General features: G+C 42.9%; 11 protein-coding genes and 4 pseudogenes. 7 read left to right on the forward strand and 8 right to left on the reverse strand.

Annotated features, from left to right (window positions below):
• Positions 1-52: 52 nt before the first annotated feature.
• The 4 genes and pseudogenes from ACKPVM_RS19160 to avs3a form a co-directional block, all read right to left on the reverse strand.
• A pseudogene (locus ACKPVM_RS19160) lies at positions 53-157 on the reverse strand (Arm DNA-binding domain-containing protein); the annotation flags it as partial.
• Positions 158-482: 325 nt separating this feature from the next.
• On the reverse strand, positions 483-794 hold the full coding sequence (locus ACKPVM_RS19165) for a hypothetical protein (protein WP_040043031.1): 312 nt from the start codon (positions 792-794) through the stop codon (positions 483-485).
• Between the two features lie 98 nt (positions 795-892).
• Complete coding sequence (gene avs3b / locus ACKPVM_RS19170; RefSeq protein ID WP_080768444.1) at positions 893-1,618, reverse strand: AVAST type 3 anti-phage protein Avs3b; 726 nt, start codon at positions 1,616-1,618, stop codon at positions 893-895.
• Positions 1,560-7,838, reverse strand: a complete 6,279-nt coding sequence (gene avs3a, locus ACKPVM_RS19175) for an AVAST type 3 anti-phage nuclease/ATPase Avs3a (protein ID WP_052439301.1) — start codon at positions 7,836-7,838, stop codon at positions 1,560-1,562. Before avs3a ends, avs3b begins: the two co-directional genes overlap by 59 nt.
• Positions 7,839-8,277: 439 nt before the next feature.
• Here avs3a and ACKPVM_RS19180 point away from each other — a divergent pair, with 439 nt between their 5' ends.
• The 3 genes and pseudogenes from ACKPVM_RS19180 (at position 8,278) to ACKPVM_RS19190 (ending at position 10,094) form a co-directional block, all read left to right on the forward strand.
• Positions 8,278-9,222, forward strand: a complete 945-nt coding sequence (locus tag ACKPVM_RS19180) for an ArdC family protein (RefSeq protein WP_040043032.1) — start codon at positions 8,278-8,280, stop codon at positions 9,220-9,222.
• Between the two features lie 319 nt (positions 9,223-9,541).
• Complete coding sequence (locus ACKPVM_RS19185) at positions 9,542-9,778, forward strand: type II toxin-antitoxin system CcdA family antitoxin (protein ID WP_040043033.1); 237 nt, start codon at positions 9,542-9,544, stop codon at positions 9,776-9,778.
• A 2-nt stretch (positions 9,779-9,780) separates the two neighbouring features.
• Positions 9,781-10,094 (forward strand): annotated as a pseudogene (locus ACKPVM_RS19190) (CcdB family protein).
• A 33-nt stretch (positions 10,095-10,127) separates the two neighbouring features.
• On the opposite strand, the pseudogene ACKPVM_RS19195 reads toward ACKPVM_RS19190, so the two are convergent.
• Positions 10,128-10,252 (reverse strand): annotated as a pseudogene (locus ACKPVM_RS19195) (mobilization protein mobC); the annotation flags it as partial.
• A pseudogene (locus tag ACKPVM_RS19200) lies at positions 10,235-10,321 on the reverse strand (mobilization protein mobC); the annotation flags it as partial. The pseudogenes ACKPVM_RS19200 and ACKPVM_RS19195, both read right to left, overlap by 18 nt.
• A gap of 1,083 nt (positions 10,322-11,404) precedes the next feature.
• On the opposite strand from ACKPVM_RS19200, the gene ACKPVM_RS19205 reads away from it, so the two are divergent.
• From ACKPVM_RS19205 to ACKPVM_RS19220, 4 genes are all read left to right on the forward strand, one after another.
• Positions 11,405-12,295: an SIR2 family protein gene (locus ACKPVM_RS19205; protein ID WP_165576471.1), complete on the forward strand. Its 891-nt coding sequence runs from the start codon at positions 11,405-11,407 to the stop codon at positions 12,293-12,295.
• Positions 12,296-12,324: 29 nt separating this feature from the next.
• Complete coding sequence (locus ACKPVM_RS19210; RefSeq protein WP_205620432.1) at positions 12,325-12,561, forward strand: hypothetical protein; 237 nt, start codon at positions 12,325-12,327, stop codon at positions 12,559-12,561.
• Between the two features lie 329 nt (positions 12,562-12,890).
• Complete coding sequence (locus ACKPVM_RS19215; RefSeq protein ID WP_040043035.1) at positions 12,891-13,784, forward strand: phage exclusion protein Lit family protein; 894 nt, start codon at positions 12,891-12,893, stop codon at positions 13,782-13,784.
• A 360-nt stretch (positions 13,785-14,144) separates the two neighbouring features.
• Complete coding sequence (locus ACKPVM_RS19220) at positions 14,145-14,981, forward strand: hypothetical protein (RefSeq protein ID WP_040043036.1); 837 nt, start codon at positions 14,145-14,147, stop codon at positions 14,979-14,981.
• Positions 14,982-15,380: 399 nt separating this feature from the next.
• On the opposite strand, the gene ACKPVM_RS19225 is transcribed toward ACKPVM_RS19220, so the two are convergent.
• Entirely contained in the window at positions 15,381-17,126 is a 1,746-nt protein-coding gene (locus ACKPVM_RS19225) for an ATP-binding protein (protein WP_040043037.1), read from the reverse strand.
• A gap of 1 nt (position 17,127) precedes the next feature.
• A complete protein-coding gene (locus ACKPVM_RS19230; RefSeq protein ID WP_039557644.1) occupies positions 17,128-18,213 on the reverse strand; it encodes an SIR2 family protein in 1,086 nt (361 codons plus the stop codon).
• Between the last annotated feature and the right edge of the window lie 314 nt (positions 18,214-18,527).

Genomic DNA, 18,527 nt, shown 5'->3' on the forward strand with positions numbered 1-18,527 from the left:
AAAGTGGCCGGAGATCCTCATTGGCGGTGGTACTAAAAACCGGAGGGACTACAGAGCCATTGGGATGAACAAGCAAGTGCATACCAAAACCATCTGTAAGCTTGTATTCCTTATCCAGGGGCTTAGCATTCTTTACTTTGGTATCAGTGAGGGACATAGGTTCTCTTTCCTTTTTGTTGGTATAAGGAAAATCTAACCAGAGCTACCAACAAATCTACCATCAAAATAGGTGGATGTGGGTACTTTTCAGTGGACGTTAGTAGACAAGAAAAGAGGGGCAGATAATTGATATCAAAGGAAAATGCAGACGCCCGTAGACGTCTACATCCTTTAAAATGGCTCCTCTGACTGGGATCGCCTTTGCCAGTAACTGGCTAATAATTAAGCTAAACCTGAATTCTCTTTCTGTCAAGACCACCAGAATGACCACCAATTTAGCTCGGACTGAACATACAACGAGTTAGCTTTTTAATCTTTACTAACTACCCTATATATTTCTTTGCAAAACTAGCTAACTCTTTCGCTCTAACGGGTTCCCAGCCGTTATTGACTGCGAACTGTCTGATCTCTTCTTCTGTTGTTCTGAATCCTTGCTCTTTTAGTAAAGCTTTTACTGCTAGCTCGCCGAGAAATGTTGCAATATCAGAGTGAGAAAATGTTCCTTTTGCAGGGAACAACAATGTGATTCGCTGCAGTCCTGCATCTTTGCATAGATGATAGGTTTTGCTTATGGCGAGCTTTATATTGTTCTGATTTGAACCGTTGTTCTCTATCAAAATTCTGGATACTGACATAATAACTCCTTTTACTAAATGTTAAGGGAGATCACAACGTTTTGGGCTAGAGCGTAATATGCTTGCTTAATTGGCATGAATACTAGAAATGTGTCATCTTAAACATCGTCACCGTCTTTTTCTGGCTCATCTTCAATTACTGGTAGGGCCTCAAGTTGTGATTTGAGTTGTTCGTCTAACTGAGTGGCCAATGAAAGAAATGCGGCAAGATTTTTTTGTCGTTTTTCCAGAACTCGCCGTTGCGCCCTGCTGGGATGAGTTGTGTTTGCTGGGTTACCACGTAATTGAAAAATACGAAATTCAATTAGATCAATGTCGTCGTCTAATCCAGCTTTTTGTGCCAGTTCCACCCATTCTTGAGATTTATCAATAGAATTTTCTGCGGCTAAAGAAAGGCAATAATCAATCAGGATTTTTGAAGACGAATCGATATATTCGGCCACTTTTAACCATTTCTGAGTTTCCGTAGATTCCTTTTCTCTATTCGTGAGCCCTAGGTTGGGAAAAAAATATCTCGGCTGTTGGTTTTCAGGATCAAGACTTTCTAAAGCCCTTAGGATGGGTTCTAGCTCTTTAAATGGTTTATTGCCAAATGATAATTCGTAGCGCTTAGCCCAGAAGGCCCAAACAGAGTCCCTGATCTCCAGCTGTTTCGCGATGCGCATAGTTTCATTCTTGGTATTTTCTGCGTCGTAAATCAGTTCTGCAATATGGTGAGCCATCCAACGGCCTAACGTATCAACAGAATTGTTTAACTCAAGTTCTTCAACCAGCTTTTTCCCCAGTTGTATAATTGCCGTGTAGCGTTCGGAAGGTTCCGTCATGTTTAACGAGGAAGATTCTGGTACTTGAGGGGATATTCTCGAGCTCATTTTCATTACTCCGCCCATATCTGTCACTCCGCGAGTAGCGATTTACATCAACCTCTATAATGAGATCCATGTTTAATGTAGTTAGCACGTTTTTGATAAAATCTACAGAGGCGCAAAGTTTATGACCATTTGGTTTTTCGTCTTCATTTTTTTCTGCTAGGTTACCCCAGATACTGGAGATCATTTCTGGTTCGGTGCTATGAGTGGTATGCCATACTCGCTGGTCTTTATCCGTAGTTAATTTCATGGCTTCAACGATAAACGGCGCTGGCTTAGGTAACGGGAATGTCACATCACCAGCCCATGGGTCGTGTTTATCAATGCCTTTATATTCACTGATGTCTTTAATCCATCCCTTTAATTGATAGGACATATGATCAATTTCCATATCCTCACCAGCACTGGGAATTTTATAGTCATATACATTTTCGGCAGTTTGTAGTGCCCGGAGTAAAGAGAATGATCTTTCAGGTGAAACTAAGGCCGTATAAACGGAAACTGATTCTCTTCGATCAGTACGATTCTCTGACCAGTGCCCCCATACGGTCAGCAATCCAGCTGCGGGACTTAATGCTTTGTCAAAAATGTTTTCTGAAATAGATCCCAGCCATTCATTGAGATTACCAGAAGTATCATTAATCCAGCTTGGTCTGATCTCGGGTTGCGGATCTCGCCGATCAACGAGCCAACGGCCATCGCGGCGTGAAATATCATGTCTTTTGAGCCAGTCCTGAAAAACATCTTCTACTTCGTCGTAACGACTATCAACCAGAGGTTTGGTCGCTAGTAGCTTTCCAGCGCACATGAACATTGCATGATAGGAGAGATAAAAATGGTAATCATCAACACGTGGATAGGAACCATGGCTGTGATGATTATCTCTGTCTTGATAGTAGCGTCGTTTACTACGCTCATCTTCTTTCCAGTTACGGCTTCCTTTGAAACCAAAGTCATTGCGAATAATACGTAACATTTCAGGTTCAAGCTTTTTTTGAGATACTCCAAAACAGCGGCCTAAAGGTTCCAGCCAATATGGGCCAAAATCGATACCAAAAGTGTACGAATCTTCGCCTATTAGGCTTTCAGATTGGCCCACTGTAGAGTCATATGTTGACTGGTTTATGTTGCAAAGTTTGTCCCTTTCTTGATTGGTTATAGATATCAACTTGGCTTCACTAAGTGCGAGCAGGGTTCTGGCGGCAAAAAGACGTATTAATACATGTGGCTGTTCACTTTTGGCGTAGCGATAAAAATAATCGGTATAGGGTATCAATGCTTTTCCGTCATCTTGTGCGGCACGTGCAACAGCAATTAATAACCATAATTGAGCGTGAAGGGTATAGAAAGGAAGATTGCGATCGCAAAAAGGCTGCGTCGAGCAATTTTCTGCATGTTGAAATATTCCTTGAAGCACTTCGGAACGTTCTAGTCTACAAAGCATAAGAACTGCATGAGCGGCTTCCCAGCGAACGGTTGATTCTGGCGACGCTAGCCTGGCCCATATATACCCCGCAAGAGAATCCTCTATCTGAGTTGGGGGAATTAATGTAGGTCCCCATGGGCCATCACCATCTTCCTCTTTCAATACTTCATTGAATAAGTCCAGTCCATAAGACAGAACATTTAATGCTTCTTCTGGGGTCAATCTATCAACCAATAGCCCGACAAGGCCAAACAACTGTCGTGAATCTGATGGTTCTGGTGATTGAGATGTCGCATTTAGAACAATACTGATTAACTCTTCTTCATTGAGTCCGGATAGTTCGCTGGCAAGCTTGAAAGGGAATACTTCGTAGTAGCGATACTTTCTGATAAGCATACCGAACCGCTGGCAGTAACTCTTGGCTACTGAAGCAATAGCTGTTTTTATGCTTAACCGGGATGTCCATTCCATAGGGATGGATTCAAGAAAAGTAGTGAAACTATAAAGGCTGATCTCAGATAAGTTACCAAAAGCGATAATAAAGTCTTTTTCTTTGCCAAAATTAATACGAGTTATTGCCTCTTGAATGAACAACATCGTTGAATATAAGTCAGGTTCACAACTGAAATTCTGGTATGCGATAGAAATCCCTTGGGATGTAGATAAATCACACATACTGAAAACTCTATCCCATGCTGCTTTAGATTTTTCGTCAATTTCGGTGGCGTGGTCGCTTGTTGATTCCAAATCTGATCTGGACTGATCTTCAGCTGAAATGTATATGTTAAGAGCAGTAGGATCTATTCCGATGTATAAAGCAATGGTTTTAATTCGTGCTAATTTTTCTGAACGAGGTGAGGTGAATTTGATGTAATTATAAACCCATTGAAAAATCGTTTGTTTGTCCTGATTATTTTTACATAAAGGTAAAGCAGCTATCAACAACTTATCTTCGTCCCACGCTTCCCGGAAAGGGATTAATGCTGTTGCATCAAGTGGATTGATTTTATTTTTCTTTACTAGTTGTTCTATCGTTAGCGCCAGTATATTTCGGTGATCGCCAAACGTACGATCTCGCCAACGGCTAATGATGGTCAGAGTGGAAGATGGGCACAATTCAGACAACGCTTTGATCGTATCATTCCATGCAAAATGTTTATCACGATCAACATATTCTCGAGTTACTTCGGCACAGCGTGAAAATTTATAGGCAATTTCTGGTGATGCTATGTTTTTGTCGGCAATGTATTCCGCCAGATCAAGTAATGCTCCCCATCGTTCCAGATTTTCATCACCGAGTTTATTGGTGACCTCAATAGCGAGGTTAAAATATTCTTGAGCTTCGGACTTATCGAGTAAAATAAGCGATCTAGCTATATCGATATAGTTCTCAGCTTTGGTTTGTGCGTCAGTGTGGTTATCCTTCCACAAAGATAGTGCATGTTGCGCGAAGATAAATGAAAATTTTTCAAGCCCAGTTATCTGCGAGCAAAGACGGGAAAATCTGTGCAATGTCGGTGTAAAGACCCGATTGTCTTTATGTTGATACCATGCAATGATTTCTTCGATATCAGCACAGCTAATATCTCCGACTTCAGATAAAATATCGAACCAGATATTAGCTATTTCATCACTACTAGAGGAATGTTCCGAGTATGAATACCCTTTTATTTCCGCTGATAACTTTTTTGCATCAGCGAGTTGATTATCTAACTCAGCCTTGGATACTTTCCCTAAAAGAGCTTTAGCCCATAAGTTATACCAAGGAATTAACACACCACTATATTTCTTTAGTTCGCGAAGCCCCTGTGATTCACTATGCTTTCTTTGAGCGTTTATCTCTTCAATGACTTTTTCAGATGCAATATCACTCAAACTTAATGGTGAATTAGTTAATGTGGCGCGTAGCGCATACATTCGTATATATTGCACACGTTCTTTACTGTGTTCAGAGGACAGGGAATTCGGAGCGAATTGGGGTAAGTAGCGGTTTAAAAGTGTTATGGCTTCGTTGTCATTACAGACATTAAGCTGTAGCGCCATTTCAATGATGCTGGTTATTGCTGCTATTGTCTGATTATCAAATGAGTATCTGATTTTTATTTTCAGATGAGAGCTAGCTAATAAACGGTAGCCTCTCTTTATAGATTGTTCAGGTAATTGGTAATGGAATTTTCTGGAAATCAATATAATAGCCAAAATTAATCCAAGATCATTTCCTGCCGCAATAGCTAACTGGTTCAGCTCTGTATAACGGCCATGATCCAGTAGTTGTTTGGCAATGATTATGCCGGCATCGAAAGATAATTCCCGAGGTCGCCATTGGCGAAGGCTTCTTGCCGCTTCATCTGCACCATGAATATTGAGATAGGCGATAGCCATAACAGCTATATCCTGAGCGGTTACGTTTTCTCTGCTGCGTTCATCATCGTTTAATAAACTCCAGTTATCTAACCATTCCAGAGCAATACGCAGTCGGCTACGGGCGTCACCAGAGAGCTCAGGAAATTCCGATAAAAGTGCAGAGTTGTAGACGTTTTGTGATCCAACCCAACCAGTATCAGAAAAGGCACGACGTGAGATAAGCTCCTGGACACTGTGGTTGTCCATAAATTTTGCAGTCAGATCAAGATTATCCTGCAATAATTTTCGCTGTCTGCTGTCGCCAGCACTTTCTCCACCTGCTTTAAGCGCAAGTATTGCAGCATCCTGATACTTCTCAAGGCGTAAGGCTGCTTTCAGGGCAAATTGCAGTCTTTGAAATTCAACATCACGACGTTCGATAGGACTCGTTTCTGGCAACCCTTGTGATGTCATTGCCAGAGTGACGAGTTCCGAAAATTGCCCAGCCTCAAGCATTAACGGTGGTAATACTGACGCAGCGTAGGCACTGTTTTTTGTTAAGGGCGTCAGACGGGCAATAAACTGACGAAGCTCTTTTTCTTTAGGGCGATATCGTTCCTGAAACCAAGTTTCAGCGGGTTCATCAAAGAACTGGATAGTATCCCCATTGACGATTAACGGCCGCCCAAGATCCAACACAAAACTTTTTATTGCGGATTCATCAATTTCGGCGATGGCAGACAAAATAGCGATGGGAATGAGTGGGCGAAGTACAGCCAGTGCTGCACAAATAAAATCGATCTGCGTACGTTCTGTATGCCCAGTAGCATCTTTCAACTGGCCGATGGCGGCTTCGAGTACTTCTCCGATAGTATCTTCCACCGTTTTGGGATTAGGACCTAATAATCTCAATGTTTCTGGCAGTGATAAACGTCGCGAAAGTGACAATGCCTGAACTCTGGGGTTATGAGAGCTTAGCCTATGGAATTCATCCACATCCTGCTCATTTGCATCCGGGAATATTCCACGCAGGTGTGCGGCAGTTTCGTTACGGTCGAAAGGTTGTAACGTCAGGCTGGGTGTGCCGGGGCGTGGATCAAGCAGGCTCTGCCTATGTGGTCTGCATAGTGCAACAATACAAACTCCTGCGGGAATATTCTCTCTGAGTAAATCTCTTATAAATGAACGTGACTCGTTGATTTCGTCTGCAGCCATTTGTGCATTATCTGCGGCATCAACAATAATGCACAATATAGCCTCAGGGTGTGACGCTCGAAGCGTGGAAATTCCCTGAGAAATACGATGCATAAATGCACGCATATAGTGAGAAATGTCAGTATTGGTGTTCGGAATTAAAGGATGACATAGGCCATGTGAGGCTATCTCATTGGCAATCTGCACTAATGCGGTTCGGTGGTGATGACGATAGGCCGAAGCATTACGATATTGTCCATTACCAAAGCAGTCATACAGAATACTGACTGACCCCTCAGGCAAGTGTTGATGAATGCGGGTTGAGAAAATTGATTTGCCGACACCTGCGTCGGCATGAACGATGATAGGTGAGTCCATAGACTCAACAATATTTTTGACGAGTGAAATCTCTTGTATTCGAGGTATCACATTTTCAATTTTCTCTATCAGGCAAGGTGCGGGGAATAGATCTGTTTCGTCTACCCCTAACGCACGTAAAACATCCATTCTGGTAATCGCTGGATCTGATGCACTTTCTGATAACGCCTTCCGGGTAATAAGTTCTTTTAGATTCAGCGGGGCTTGGGTGTCAAGATCAGGGAGATATCCGTTAGATTCTCTCAGGAGAATATTTCGCTGTTCCCAGTAACCATCCTGTCGTTCTTCAATGCGAAGCATTTGGCAAAAGGACACCAACTCTTGATCTTCCAGACCTGTGAATTTTTTAAGTTTAGCAAGATCGTCTGGATGGCGAGGAAGGTGTTGATTTGCCATATCTGTAATCGCTTCACTGAAACTAGTACTGACTGGGCGGTTAGTGACAAACCATAATTCCAGCTTAGTATGAAAGGATTCAGTAGGAAATCGCTGCAAAAGTTCTTTATAGCGTTTAGCGAATCCTTCTATCGTTTTCTGTAATCCGCTAGGGGGCCATGCTGTTTCAGCATGTAATGTTGAATGCTTCAATTGCATATATCTGACAGTAGTCGCTTGCTCGAACTCATTACTGCCATAGTATTCGGCAATATCAATGATCTCTTCGCCTTCCTCCACCGACGGTTGTGATCCCATTTCCGCTGTCGAAGCGCCTTCAATGGTAATTGCAGTTAAAGACGCTTTAGGGTCTAACAATCGGAGGGCTCGGCGGGCAGCCCAAAGATAGTGAAATTGATCTCCATCCCTACTGGCTCGAACAAGCAAGCTGTCTGACATTGAAATTTATCCTTAGATTCAGATAGGCTTTTGGGATTATAACCCCTGACATTTTAAGTGACTATCTGCACGATGGAGTTGATGCGAAATAGACCTTAGCGGCGTAAACGCTCCCGTCTTAATCGGCACTGATGACCATTTATCTACGTTTATCACGAAGAACTAAAATCATTCGCCCAAACCCCAAACCCAAACCCAAACCCAAACCCATTTCACCGCTGTGGCCTAAGGGGCGCTACGCCCGACTATGCAGTGTCAGTTTTTTCTCCGTGTGACTTCCGTTCTCGTATCAGCTTCCGGCTAATCGTTTCCCAACACAACCCGTCCAGCAAGGGTAAATGGCACGCATTCTGCGCCCTTGCAGTACAGAACGATGCCGGGAAAGCGAACCGTCAGGCGATACGAAGACGAAAATCACACCACTGACGGAGAAAAAACCATGACCATTTCCCTGCATACCCAAACTAGCGCCCCTAACACCTCAGCGGCGACCAGCGTATCCCCGCTGGACCCGTCAGGCTCCTCAAAAACGAAATTTTCTAAAACCAAAACAGATATTTATCAGACAGTCACCGACAGCATCATCACCGCGCTGGAAGCTGGCGTGAAGCCCTGGACGTGTCCGTGGCAGCGAGTGCCGGGCATGTCTGGTTTACCTTCCAACTTTGCAACCGGTATTGCGTATAGCGGAATGAATATCATGCTGTTGTGGTGCAGTGCGTCAGAACAGGGCTTCGGTGATCCACGCTGGATGACCTACAAACAGGCGCAGGCAGTAGGCGGGCAGGTTCGCAAAGGCGAACACGGCACAACAGCCATTTTCTATACAACCTTAGAGAAGGAAAACAAAGACGGCGAAATCGACCAGATCCCGATGCTGAAAACTTTCAACGTGTTCAATGTTGAACAAATTGACGGCTTGTCTCTGACAACTGAAACAGTCAGCCCGGAAGCAACCTTTGACCCGTTGCCGGAGGCTGAAAATCTGTTCCAGAAGAGCGGCGCAAACATCATTGAGAAAGGACAAAACGCCTTTTTCCGCCCCTCAACTGATGAAGTCTGGCTACCGGAGCGCCATCTGTTTTCAGATGCAGCTAATTTCTACGCTACTGGCTTGCATGAGCTGGTTCACTGGAGCGGTGGTAAAAAACGACTTAACCGTGAAATGAAAGGGAAATTTGGCAGTGCAGATTATGCGGAGGAAGAATTAGTGGCTGAGCTGGGAAGTGCTTTTCTGATGGCGGATTTGGGGATTATTGGAGAGGTGCAGCATGAAAGCTATATTGCCTCATGGCTCCAGGCGCTGAAAAACGATAAGCGCTATGTTTTCAAAGCGGCCAGCGCTGCCTCAAAAGCGCATCGTTATCTGATGGATAAGATTTGAGTCGGAGATGATAAGCCGCAAAGGAGTGCGGCTTTAAGCTTATTGCGGGGCAGGGAAGGTGAGAGATGTTTAAATTTCCCTGCGAATTTTCTGGACATAATATGCCCGGAAAATTCGCAGGCTGCGGGTGCGGGCGGCAAAGAGTCCGCGCATCCCGTAAACGACGTTTGTACATCGGTGATTGCTGTAAACGACGGCTCAGGTATGACGACTGACTGTGAAGTTTGCAGGACTGCAACGGTAGCAGAACCTGTTTTTGGTGTTATGGTAAGTGTATTATGCCGTGTAATGTGCACGTATTTCATACGGAAGAGAAACCATGACCGCGAAACAGCGCAATACGCAGAGCGTGACCATGACGGTGGAGCGTGCCTTACTGGTCCGGGCGTGTGAAGCGGGGATTAACCTGAGTGCTACTCTGTCAACCGCCTTGGATGCGGAGCTTCGCCGTCATGAAGCGAAAAAATGGCAGGAAGAGAACAGGGAGGCTATCGACGCATTAAATCGTTTTCATGATGAAAACGGCTGTTTCAGTGATGAATACAGGACGTTTTAACCATGCAATTCACCGTATACGGTAATACTGGGAAAAGCGTCGTTTACCCGCTGTTGCTCGATGTCACGAGCGATATTATTGGGCAATTGAATCGTCGGATAGTGATCCCATTGCTCCCTATTGAAAAGTATCCGGCAGGCCGCCGACCGGATCGCCTTGTCCCCGTCGTCAGGCTGATGGACGGCAAAGAATACGCCGTAATGACCCACGAGCTGGCAAGTATCCCTGTCCAGGCCCTGGGGGCGGCGTTTTGTGATGCTTCGCAGTACCGTTCTCAGGTAAAGGCTGCATAGACTTCCTCATCGACGGGTTCTGACGTTTCTTTCTATGCTGTTAAACAGGCATGCCTTTAATCGTGGCTGACGGGAGCCTGTTCAAGTTCGTCGATAGTGCGGAACAGAAACATCTGGCCTTAAATGGAACCGGAATACCGTTCCTTGCCACCGTTCTGATTCTGTCAAACAGCCTAACCAGACCGTTGCTGTTAGCATTCAGAAAATTAGCCCACCATTGCAGCATCAGACGACGCTGTTCAAGGTGCTTGGTGGCTTTACTATCTGTCCGCTCCGTGCCAAGAGCGGACGTTGCTGACCTCAGCCTGTATTAATCAATTGATAACAGGTCCGTTACGCAGTGAACGAAATGGATTGATAGCCATCTATCTGCGGTTGTGATAATTATTAATACCATGATTCTTGCATGGGCATGGCGGAAACACGAAAGGCAGTTGCCTTTGTAAGCATGCCCAATACGGATGTGATAGTTTGGATGTTTTACCACTGTGAAACCAGCAGAAATGCCCTTGCCGTACCCTATGCGCTCTGAGCGTGAAAATTTCCCCTAGCTAGTGGAATGCGAATTATTGATCTCTGACAAATCCTTGCCCGGAAACATCCGTCACTTAAGTTCTTGGGGTTTGCACCTGATGGAGAAGAGGCCCGTTTTTAACGACGCCATCCAGTGTACGACCAATCTGGATGATGATTTAAGACTGATTCGGATCGGTCATATCGGTGCTCAGATGACATGCTATGACCTATAGATTAAAATGATGTTCCAGCCATCCTGAATGGCAACCCAACCGCATAAGTGCCGTGAATGTGGAGCACCAGTGAAATAATAATGAACAAAACACCTTCATACGAAGATTACCGGAACCATACTGGACTCCATTACCATAGACTATGGAAAGCAACGGGAGACGACTGGAGTTGCCCTGGGTGTGGACGAAGCAAATTTCAGATCATGAGATGGACCCTCAGATTCCCGAACACACAGGACGCTTTTATGGACTGGGTTGCAGCGTTACACAAACACCACGACCATTCTGTTGACTACATGAGTCTAGGAGTGCCTCGGTTTCCTGAGACACTCATCTGTGATCAGTGTAATTCCGCGGATGGCACAGTAAAGAGGATGCTTAAATTGCCGAAAAATTTCTCGTTTTCTCCACAGGAGATGCGGGAATTCATCGAGGCGACACCGCACGGAAAACATAAAATTGATTATGAACGAGCACTTGAGCTCTTCACGATACTAATGAACAGCAATGATCGTGGATCAAGATTATTTTTTAAAATATAAAATTTAATAACAGAGTTAACTGGCTGAAAATAAATGGCGCATATGGAAAACACTATTTTTTTTGGTAATGGAATAAACAGACTTTCTGAAAATAACGTCACTTGGAGTGATTTGCTGGATAATATAAAAGGTATCAACAAATTCGAGAGTGGGCAACTGCCAAACACTATGGTGTATGAACGAATATTTCTGGAAAAACATGCACCAGATACAAGCGAAAAAAATGATGAGTTTGAAATAAAAAATGTTATAGCTAACGGACTGCGCAAGCAGGGATCAAATGAGGTTCTTAAGGCGTTAGCATCATTGCCCATTGAGCATTATCTTACTACTAATTACGACTACTCCCTCGAAAAGGCGCTTAACATCTCACCAGTTAAACTTAGTTCTGAGGATATCTACAGCCTGCGAAGAAAGAGGATGTACGAGTCAGAGAACGATACAAAGTTTCTCTGGAATATACACGGTGAAATAGATAACCCTAGATCCATCATGCTTGGGTTGGATCATTACTGTGGTTCAGTGAGCAAAATCGATGCATATGTTAAAGGTAAGTACTCACATAAGATTAATGGTGCTGACGTTACTGTTAAGTCCATGCTAGACAAAATTAGTGACTCTTCGTTTTGCCACACTTCCTGGGTTGATCTCTTTTTCTCAAGCAATGTCCACATTATCGGTTTTTCATTAGACTACAGCGAAACTGACATTTGGTGGTTGCTAAACAAACGCGCTCGTTTTTCATCTGAGGCAACAATAAATAACAAAATATATTTTTACACCCATGATATTAGCGATGAGAAAAAAGGGTTACTTGAAGCATTTAATGTCGAAGTCATTATAATTAAATTAATGGATAATAGCTTCGAGAATATGTATTGGTCTGCCATCAAGAATATAAATACTAATATCAATCAGGGTATGGTAGCCTAACTTAACTCATTACGACTAGAGGAAATAAAATGAACATGATTTCGTATTGGAAAAATATTAAATCATTCCATGAAGACGATGGGATGGTATTAATATATGGTCACTATGACCATAAGAACGAATACAACGGCGGCACTAAAGAACTCGGCGTTCACTGGGATGGATATCCGCAGTCGCGTGGAATACTCAGCCCCTGCGTCATACCGGCTAACACACGTAATGCTATGCTTTCTGGCCTTTTGCATCAGGCGGTGATAAGCAGATGATGTATAACATTGCAGAAGCAATTGAGTTCTTTAGTATCTGATATATGCTCTTTCCCTGCGTTCGATGGCAAAACTTATCCTGAGAGAAAACTTATGACCTGCTCCCCGTTGATTAAGGCACCGGAATTTAAGTGATGCCTTCATCGGTTGTGAGAACAACTGCCAACTTCCGCATCTCGCTCGTCGCAGACATTGCAGTGTGTCAGGTGGTCCGTTTCGTACCAGAAGCGGACTCCACACTCATCTTAATGAATAAATACACATGCTATATTGAACGTTCATCATACATTTCATAAACATTACAAGCTAATTATATAGAGGTTAAAATAATGCGTTCTCCCATTTGTCATCTTTCCTCAGCAATTAATTCGTCTCCATTCAATATTGCACCAGAGAAAAAACATGACCTTAATAAACTCATCGGTGATAATAATATTATAATTTCCTTTGTAAACGAACCTAACTTTAACATCCGAGTCACAAAAATCGAGGGAGATGTACATCACAAGATAGTTCTACCAGTAGCATCCCTTGAATATCTTTGGGCTTTTTCCCATTTTTTTTGGGTTTTTACGCAAGAATACTCTAAGACTCAGAAAAATAATGATGAAAACTTTGACTTAGCAGGAAATGATAGACTTAGATGCTCTAATGAACTGCTCGCTTGGGCAAAAATAAACCTGCAAACAACAGGCTTAGAAACATGGCCTGAAAAAGAGCCCAAGCCAGAAGCACATTCTCAAGGAAGCGAAGACTCGAAAGTTGCTACCGAAATTTTTCTTTGCGCAATTGCTTGGATTATTCATCATGAAATAGCTCATGTTGTTTTGCAACATCCTCTAGTAACTACAGCCTTCTCGATTCAAGAAGAGCGTCAAGCAGATTTGCATGCTACTGATTGGATATTAGACGGCATCCCTCACTCTTCTCCTGAGTTAAAGAAACGCACACTTGGAATTGTTGCGGCTGTGCTTTGTATACAAAGTTTGGAAGTTAACACTAAGGACTCTTCACAAAACACTCACCCAAATGCATATGAGCGCATTCATTATAATACTGAACGTTACCCCGTCGGAAATGATCAGTTAATTGAAGCTCTTTGCACAGTGACGCTTCAATATATTTTCAATGATAAAAATATCAATGTGAATGTGGATGGAGAGTCCTTTTCATCGATTCTAGGTGATCTCCTCTATGATATATCACGTCTAACCACTAGCTGACATTGTTGTCCGCTCCTCGCTCTTTGCAGACCTAACGGATCGTCAGCCTGTCGGCGTCTTACCCAAGCTGTGTGAAAACGTTTTGATTGCCGAAACGACCAAAAACAGAGCTGAAATCGTGTTGCTACATGAATTTTGACTCTGGCTAACCAGCCAACTGATTTCAGATTCTACGCAGACGCCCATACTTCAGTTTTTTGGTCAGGGTTTTCACACGGCCTGTGCCAGAAGCAGATGTTGGTAACTTCATCAACGGGTGGTAGGTCAAGAAAGTTCTATCTGCTTAGTGAGTCAGCAATTTATACTAGTCACAATGAGTAAATCTTCCCCTCTGGGGTTTAAAACAAACGGAAAACAGACATGATATATCACTATACAGATTTGATAGCGGCTAAATCCATCGCTGAGAATGGCACAGTCTGGTTCACCGAGTGTCGTTATCTTAATGATAAGCAAGAATTCATTACTGGATTGGAATTCTTACGTAAGGCTGTTGAATTACACGAAGAATATCCGCCTGAATGCCCCATCGATTTTATTGAGAACTTTAATAAGACTAAAAACTATATTCGCCTAGCTGATTTTAAATCTCCATTAGCTGTTGAAAATTTATTTGTTGCATCTTTCAGTGATACGCCTGATTCATTAAGCCAATGGCGTAGTTATGGCATGTTCATGCTAGCATTTGAACAGGATTTCATTTCATCGAATCTAAGCGAAGACGATTTTTATCGTCTAAAATGCCATTACACCCGAAATACCAATGAGGCTCTCCAATGCGCAATGTCTATTGTTAAAGAGAATATAATTCCTGAGCTTTTAAAGAAATGGAAGGGAGAAAACATGAATCTTATGTCTCTATGGCTTATGGAGTTAATAGAAATTTATGCGCTTTCATTTAAGAATGTTGCTTTTGATAGCGAAAGTGAAACCAGATTGGTTATTGCATGCAAAAATAGTGACCCAGCCATAAAATTCAGAGTCAAGGGCGATTTATTAATTCCATATATAGCACTTGATATAAACTCTTCTTCACTTATGTCCATCACCGTTGGCCCTATTGCAAATCAAGATCTATCAGTAGCTTCACTCAAATTGTTCGCAGATATCACTACCCGAAAAGTGCGAAAATGCCAGAATGAACAAAACTACTGCCTCTATATAAATAGTTCCGAAGTTCCATACCGAAAACTGTAAGAAATTTTAAATATCACAAAAAACACATCATCTACTTTTAGATGATTTCTGGCACATGATTTAGATTACATTTAAAGCAACCACCGCGAGTGATCGATCTCTTTGTTGTAGCAAATTGATATTTCTCCGGTGACCCACTCCTCCTTGATTAACACACTGCAATGTTTGTAATGCTTCCTGCAACAGTGAACTTCCGCTCTTCGCTCACAGCGGACCTCGGCTTGGTTAGCTTGTCCGCTGCGTGCCAGGAGCGGACATTGCTGATATCACGATGTATTAATCAACGAGTAGCAGGATACCTATCATAGTTTGTTATTTTTTAGGGATACAACTCCATCCGAAAACGAGGTTGAACAAACCTGACCTGCTTATGCCCCTCGCCTGAGGGGCTGTTTCTGGTTATAACTTCGTTCTATTTTGTCGACGCATGTTTTCTACAGCCAATACAAAGTCTGCATTGGTAACGTTCTCCTGCCAACGAGACCAAAAATCTATTGTTGCACTTAACGGTTTTTCTGTTGGAGGGTCAACTTTAATTCTGCTTGGTAGAAGTACTGAGTCACCGACAACCATAGCTTCCCCGACATCCATGATGGGTAATGCCTCCAATAGGCTCTCTAAGCTTTCTGGCAGTAATTTTCGTACAGTTGCCTGGTCATCCGCATTTGTTAAACGCAGTGAAATAATGTTGTTACACTGACTCAGAATAGTGGTACTTACATCTGAAGGTCTTTGGCTTACAATCATTAATGCAACGCCATATTTCCGGCCCTCTTTAGCGATTTTTTCAAATGCTTCAACGGCTCTGCGTTCAACTGGATTGCCTTCTTTTCTTGGCAAGTATAGGTGAGCTTCATCACAGACAAATGCAATTGGTCTGCGATCTGTCGGATCAGTCCAGAATTGAACTTGATAAATGATACGGGCAACCAACCCAATGATTACTGGTAGTATATCGGCCGGAACTTCTGAGAAGTCGATTACTTTAATACTCTTTTTTTGAATACCAAAACCCATCAGCTTTTCTGCAATCATACTCAACGAACTGTACTGATTGTATTTTTCCGGACTATTGAAAAGAAATCCATAACGTCGATCTTGCAAGCGACTAGCCATACGGACTAGCAATCTAGAAAACTCACCGTTAAAAGGGCCATTTTTTTCCTTTCCAGCTTGCGCCCCCGGAACCCTTTCTTCATTTAAAAACCTTAACTTTTCAATGACATTATCGAGAGAAAAGGGAATTGGACTGTCAAGTGTAAAAGACTGCAACAGATCGGTTCGTTCATTCGCTAGTAGGAAAGATTTCTTTTGCTCTGTAATCGCATCTTGCACAACCACAACTTGGTTATGTGCACTGAACTCACTTCGGTCAACGAATAATGACTGAATCTCTTCCGAATTGAGCAACCAATAAGGTAGGAAGAGGAGTGAGTCATCATCTGTATCAACCTCATCCGGCCCTGGTATTCTCATTTGTTTGGCATAGGAAAGTTCTTTGTACTCACCGTGCAAGTCGAATACAACGAGGTTTGAAGATGGCAGTTTCGAGCTCCTTTCCAGAATCGAAGCAACCGTCCATGATTTACCAGCTCCCGTACTACCAAGTAGAGCGGCATGCCGCTGGAACAATTTATTGCCATCAACATAAGCGCGTGCATTTTCATTGAGCTTATAAGAGCCCAGTTCCAGTGAGTGCTCTCCATCGCCACATTCAGAAATCACACGCATGAATTCTTCGAGGTGGGCGTCTTTAAGTACGTAACAGGTTGAGTCGATTTCCGGGACGTGATCTAGAGACCTTGAAAACTTATACTTTTGCTCAATTGCGTCCCATCGGGTCCCGCCCATTAACGTAATCTTGACTGTGTTGATAACACTATCTTCAAATGCGTCTATCTCGTCCGCATCATCTTCTTGCACTTCCTGGGTAAGGGGCTGAGCAACTACTGCTTTGATTACTTTATCAATCATGCCAATGAGCCAACATTCTGTTGCTCCGCTTAGTTGCACTGTTACAAGTTGTCCAACTCTGGCCTTACGCAGATCCTTGTCACTATTTACAAGTATGGTTACTTTTCTGGTGTCTACCTCACGAATATTGCCAAGTATGTAGCTGTCGTCATTTAAAGTAAAAAGAGCCATATTACCCCCCTAAAAACTCGTTAGCGAAAGCGTCAAAACGCCATAATTCCTTGTCATCTAAATGCAGCCAGTTTTCAAACTTTGAATTGTAGATTCTGCTTTTATCTGAATTTGTCTGTTTGCAGATAAGCCACATATTTGGGCATTTATCTAACCATTCCTCGACTCTTGAGTTTGAATCCCGAGTAATAACCAACGCACGGCACTGATCTTGTTCGAGTTTTTGTCTAAATGCGTTATTTACAAGTTGGGAATCGTTAAAGCCAAATCCTAAAAACAGAAAACAGGTATGGTTTCCAACAGCATTATCATATTCAGCCAACTGGGCCCTGTCTTTATGCAATCGCTGATATTTGGCTGTGCCAGGAGTGATCATCGCTCGCACAACGCCTTCAGGTTTGTTGAGAATCCAGCTATTACACTCAATAAGGTGATTTTCCCATTCAAACGTATTTAATGAACCATGTGGTTTGTGTAGTCGAACATGTTTACATTCAACGATTCTTGATGGTTGTCTCGGCTTGCCTAAGCCTTTATGAATAGATTGAACTGCTTTTTTTGCTTCACTCCAGTCATAACGTTGAAGAAAGCCGCCATAAAACCCCGTAATATATGGAATCTTATGTCGAATAAAGGCGTACTCAGCTAATAAATCGTAATTAGGCGTTGCGACGTGAAGTTGTTTATCGGCCTGTGGCAGAGTCTCAACGAGCTTTTTCAGTAGTGAACCAGCAGGCCAATCGCGTAATCCTGAAATAATTTGATGGGCGTGAATGTTATCATGATGCGCAACAAAGCTTGCAGTTAGCTCGACTATTCGAGTGGTCAGAGCCTCATCCTTGATGAAGTCCATAGCAGATTCAAAATCATGGCTACCCCCATCAAGTGCAGAGATAACTTGCTGCCATTGTTGTTCCTGGGTATCCGTCATACCACTGGTCAACTCGGCTCGAAGGTGGCGCTCTAATGCTGGCATCCCAAAATTTAGATCAAGTGCACATGAAGTTCCTGTGCCAAATAAAACAAACGGCTTCTCAGTAAAAAACTCTGCAATCGCTTGATATGCAGATTCCTTTGTCAACTCCATGTCCCCCCCCCACTTAAAACATCAAATTTCAGTGCTTACCACCTAACTTCTGCAGCATTAGTACTTTATTCTCTTGCTTTAATGCTTCAAGTTTTTATTGCGGAGCAATAATCTAGAACACTCATTTGTAGAGCTATATCAAGTTTCTGCCAATCGTAGGTTTCGCTCCGCGTAAAACATCTTTTAGATCGTCATTGAGGCAAATGGATGTTATGGCAGCAAGAATGTCCCCCTGTATTAATGTTTGGCCCACAGTCAAACCTACTCCCACTAATGAACACATCGTAATGTTAGTAATGCTTCCGTTAGTTGTG

It is taken from the genome of Pectobacterium hainanensis, assembly GCF_046237015.1.
Taxonomy (GTDB): Bacteria; Pseudomonadota; Gammaproteobacteria; order Enterobacterales; family Enterobacteriaceae; genus JBJYIN01.

Excerpts from the sequence above, each read along its gene's own strand:
- ACKPVM_RS19225 (WP_040043037.1), bottom strand. The coding sequence starts at position 17,126 with ATGGCTCTTTTTACTTTAAATGACGACAGCTACATACTTGGCAATATT.
- ACKPVM_RS19180 (WP_040043032.1), top strand. The coding sequence starts at position 8,278 with ATGACCATTTCCCTGCATACCCAAACTAGCGCCCCTAACACCTCAGCG.
- ACKPVM_RS19185 (WP_040043033.1), top strand. The coding sequence starts at position 9,542 with ATGACCGCGAAACAGCGCAATACGCAGAGCGTGACCATGACGGTGGAG.
- avs3b (WP_080768444.1), bottom strand. The coding sequence starts at position 1,618 with ATGACGGAACCTTCCGAACGCTACACGGCAATTATACAACTGGGGAAA.
- avs3a (WP_052439301.1), bottom strand. The coding sequence starts at position 7,838 with ATGTCAGACAGCTTGCTTGTTCGAGCCAGTAGGGATGGAGATCAATTT.
- ACKPVM_RS19165 (WP_040043031.1), bottom strand. The coding sequence starts at position 794 with ATGTCAGTATCCAGAATTTTGATAGAGAACAACGGTTCAAATCAGAAC.
- ACKPVM_RS19230 (WP_039557644.1), bottom strand. The coding sequence starts at position 18,213 with ATGGAGTTGACAAAGGAATCTGCATATCAAGCGATTGCAGAGTTTTTT.
- ACKPVM_RS19205 (WP_165576471.1), top strand. The coding sequence starts at position 11,405 with ATGGAAAACACTATTTTTTTTGGTAATGGAATAAACAGACTTTCTGAA.
- ACKPVM_RS19210 (WP_205620432.1), top strand. The coding sequence starts at position 12,325 with ATGAACATGATTTCGTATTGGAAAAATATTAAATCATTCCATGAAGAC.
- ACKPVM_RS19215 (WP_040043035.1), top strand. The coding sequence starts at position 12,891 with ATGCGTTCTCCCATTTGTCATCTTTCCTCAGCAATTAATTCGTCTCCA.
- ACKPVM_RS19220 (WP_040043036.1), top strand. The coding sequence starts at position 14,145 with ATGATATATCACTATACAGATTTGATAGCGGCTAAATCCATCGCTGAG.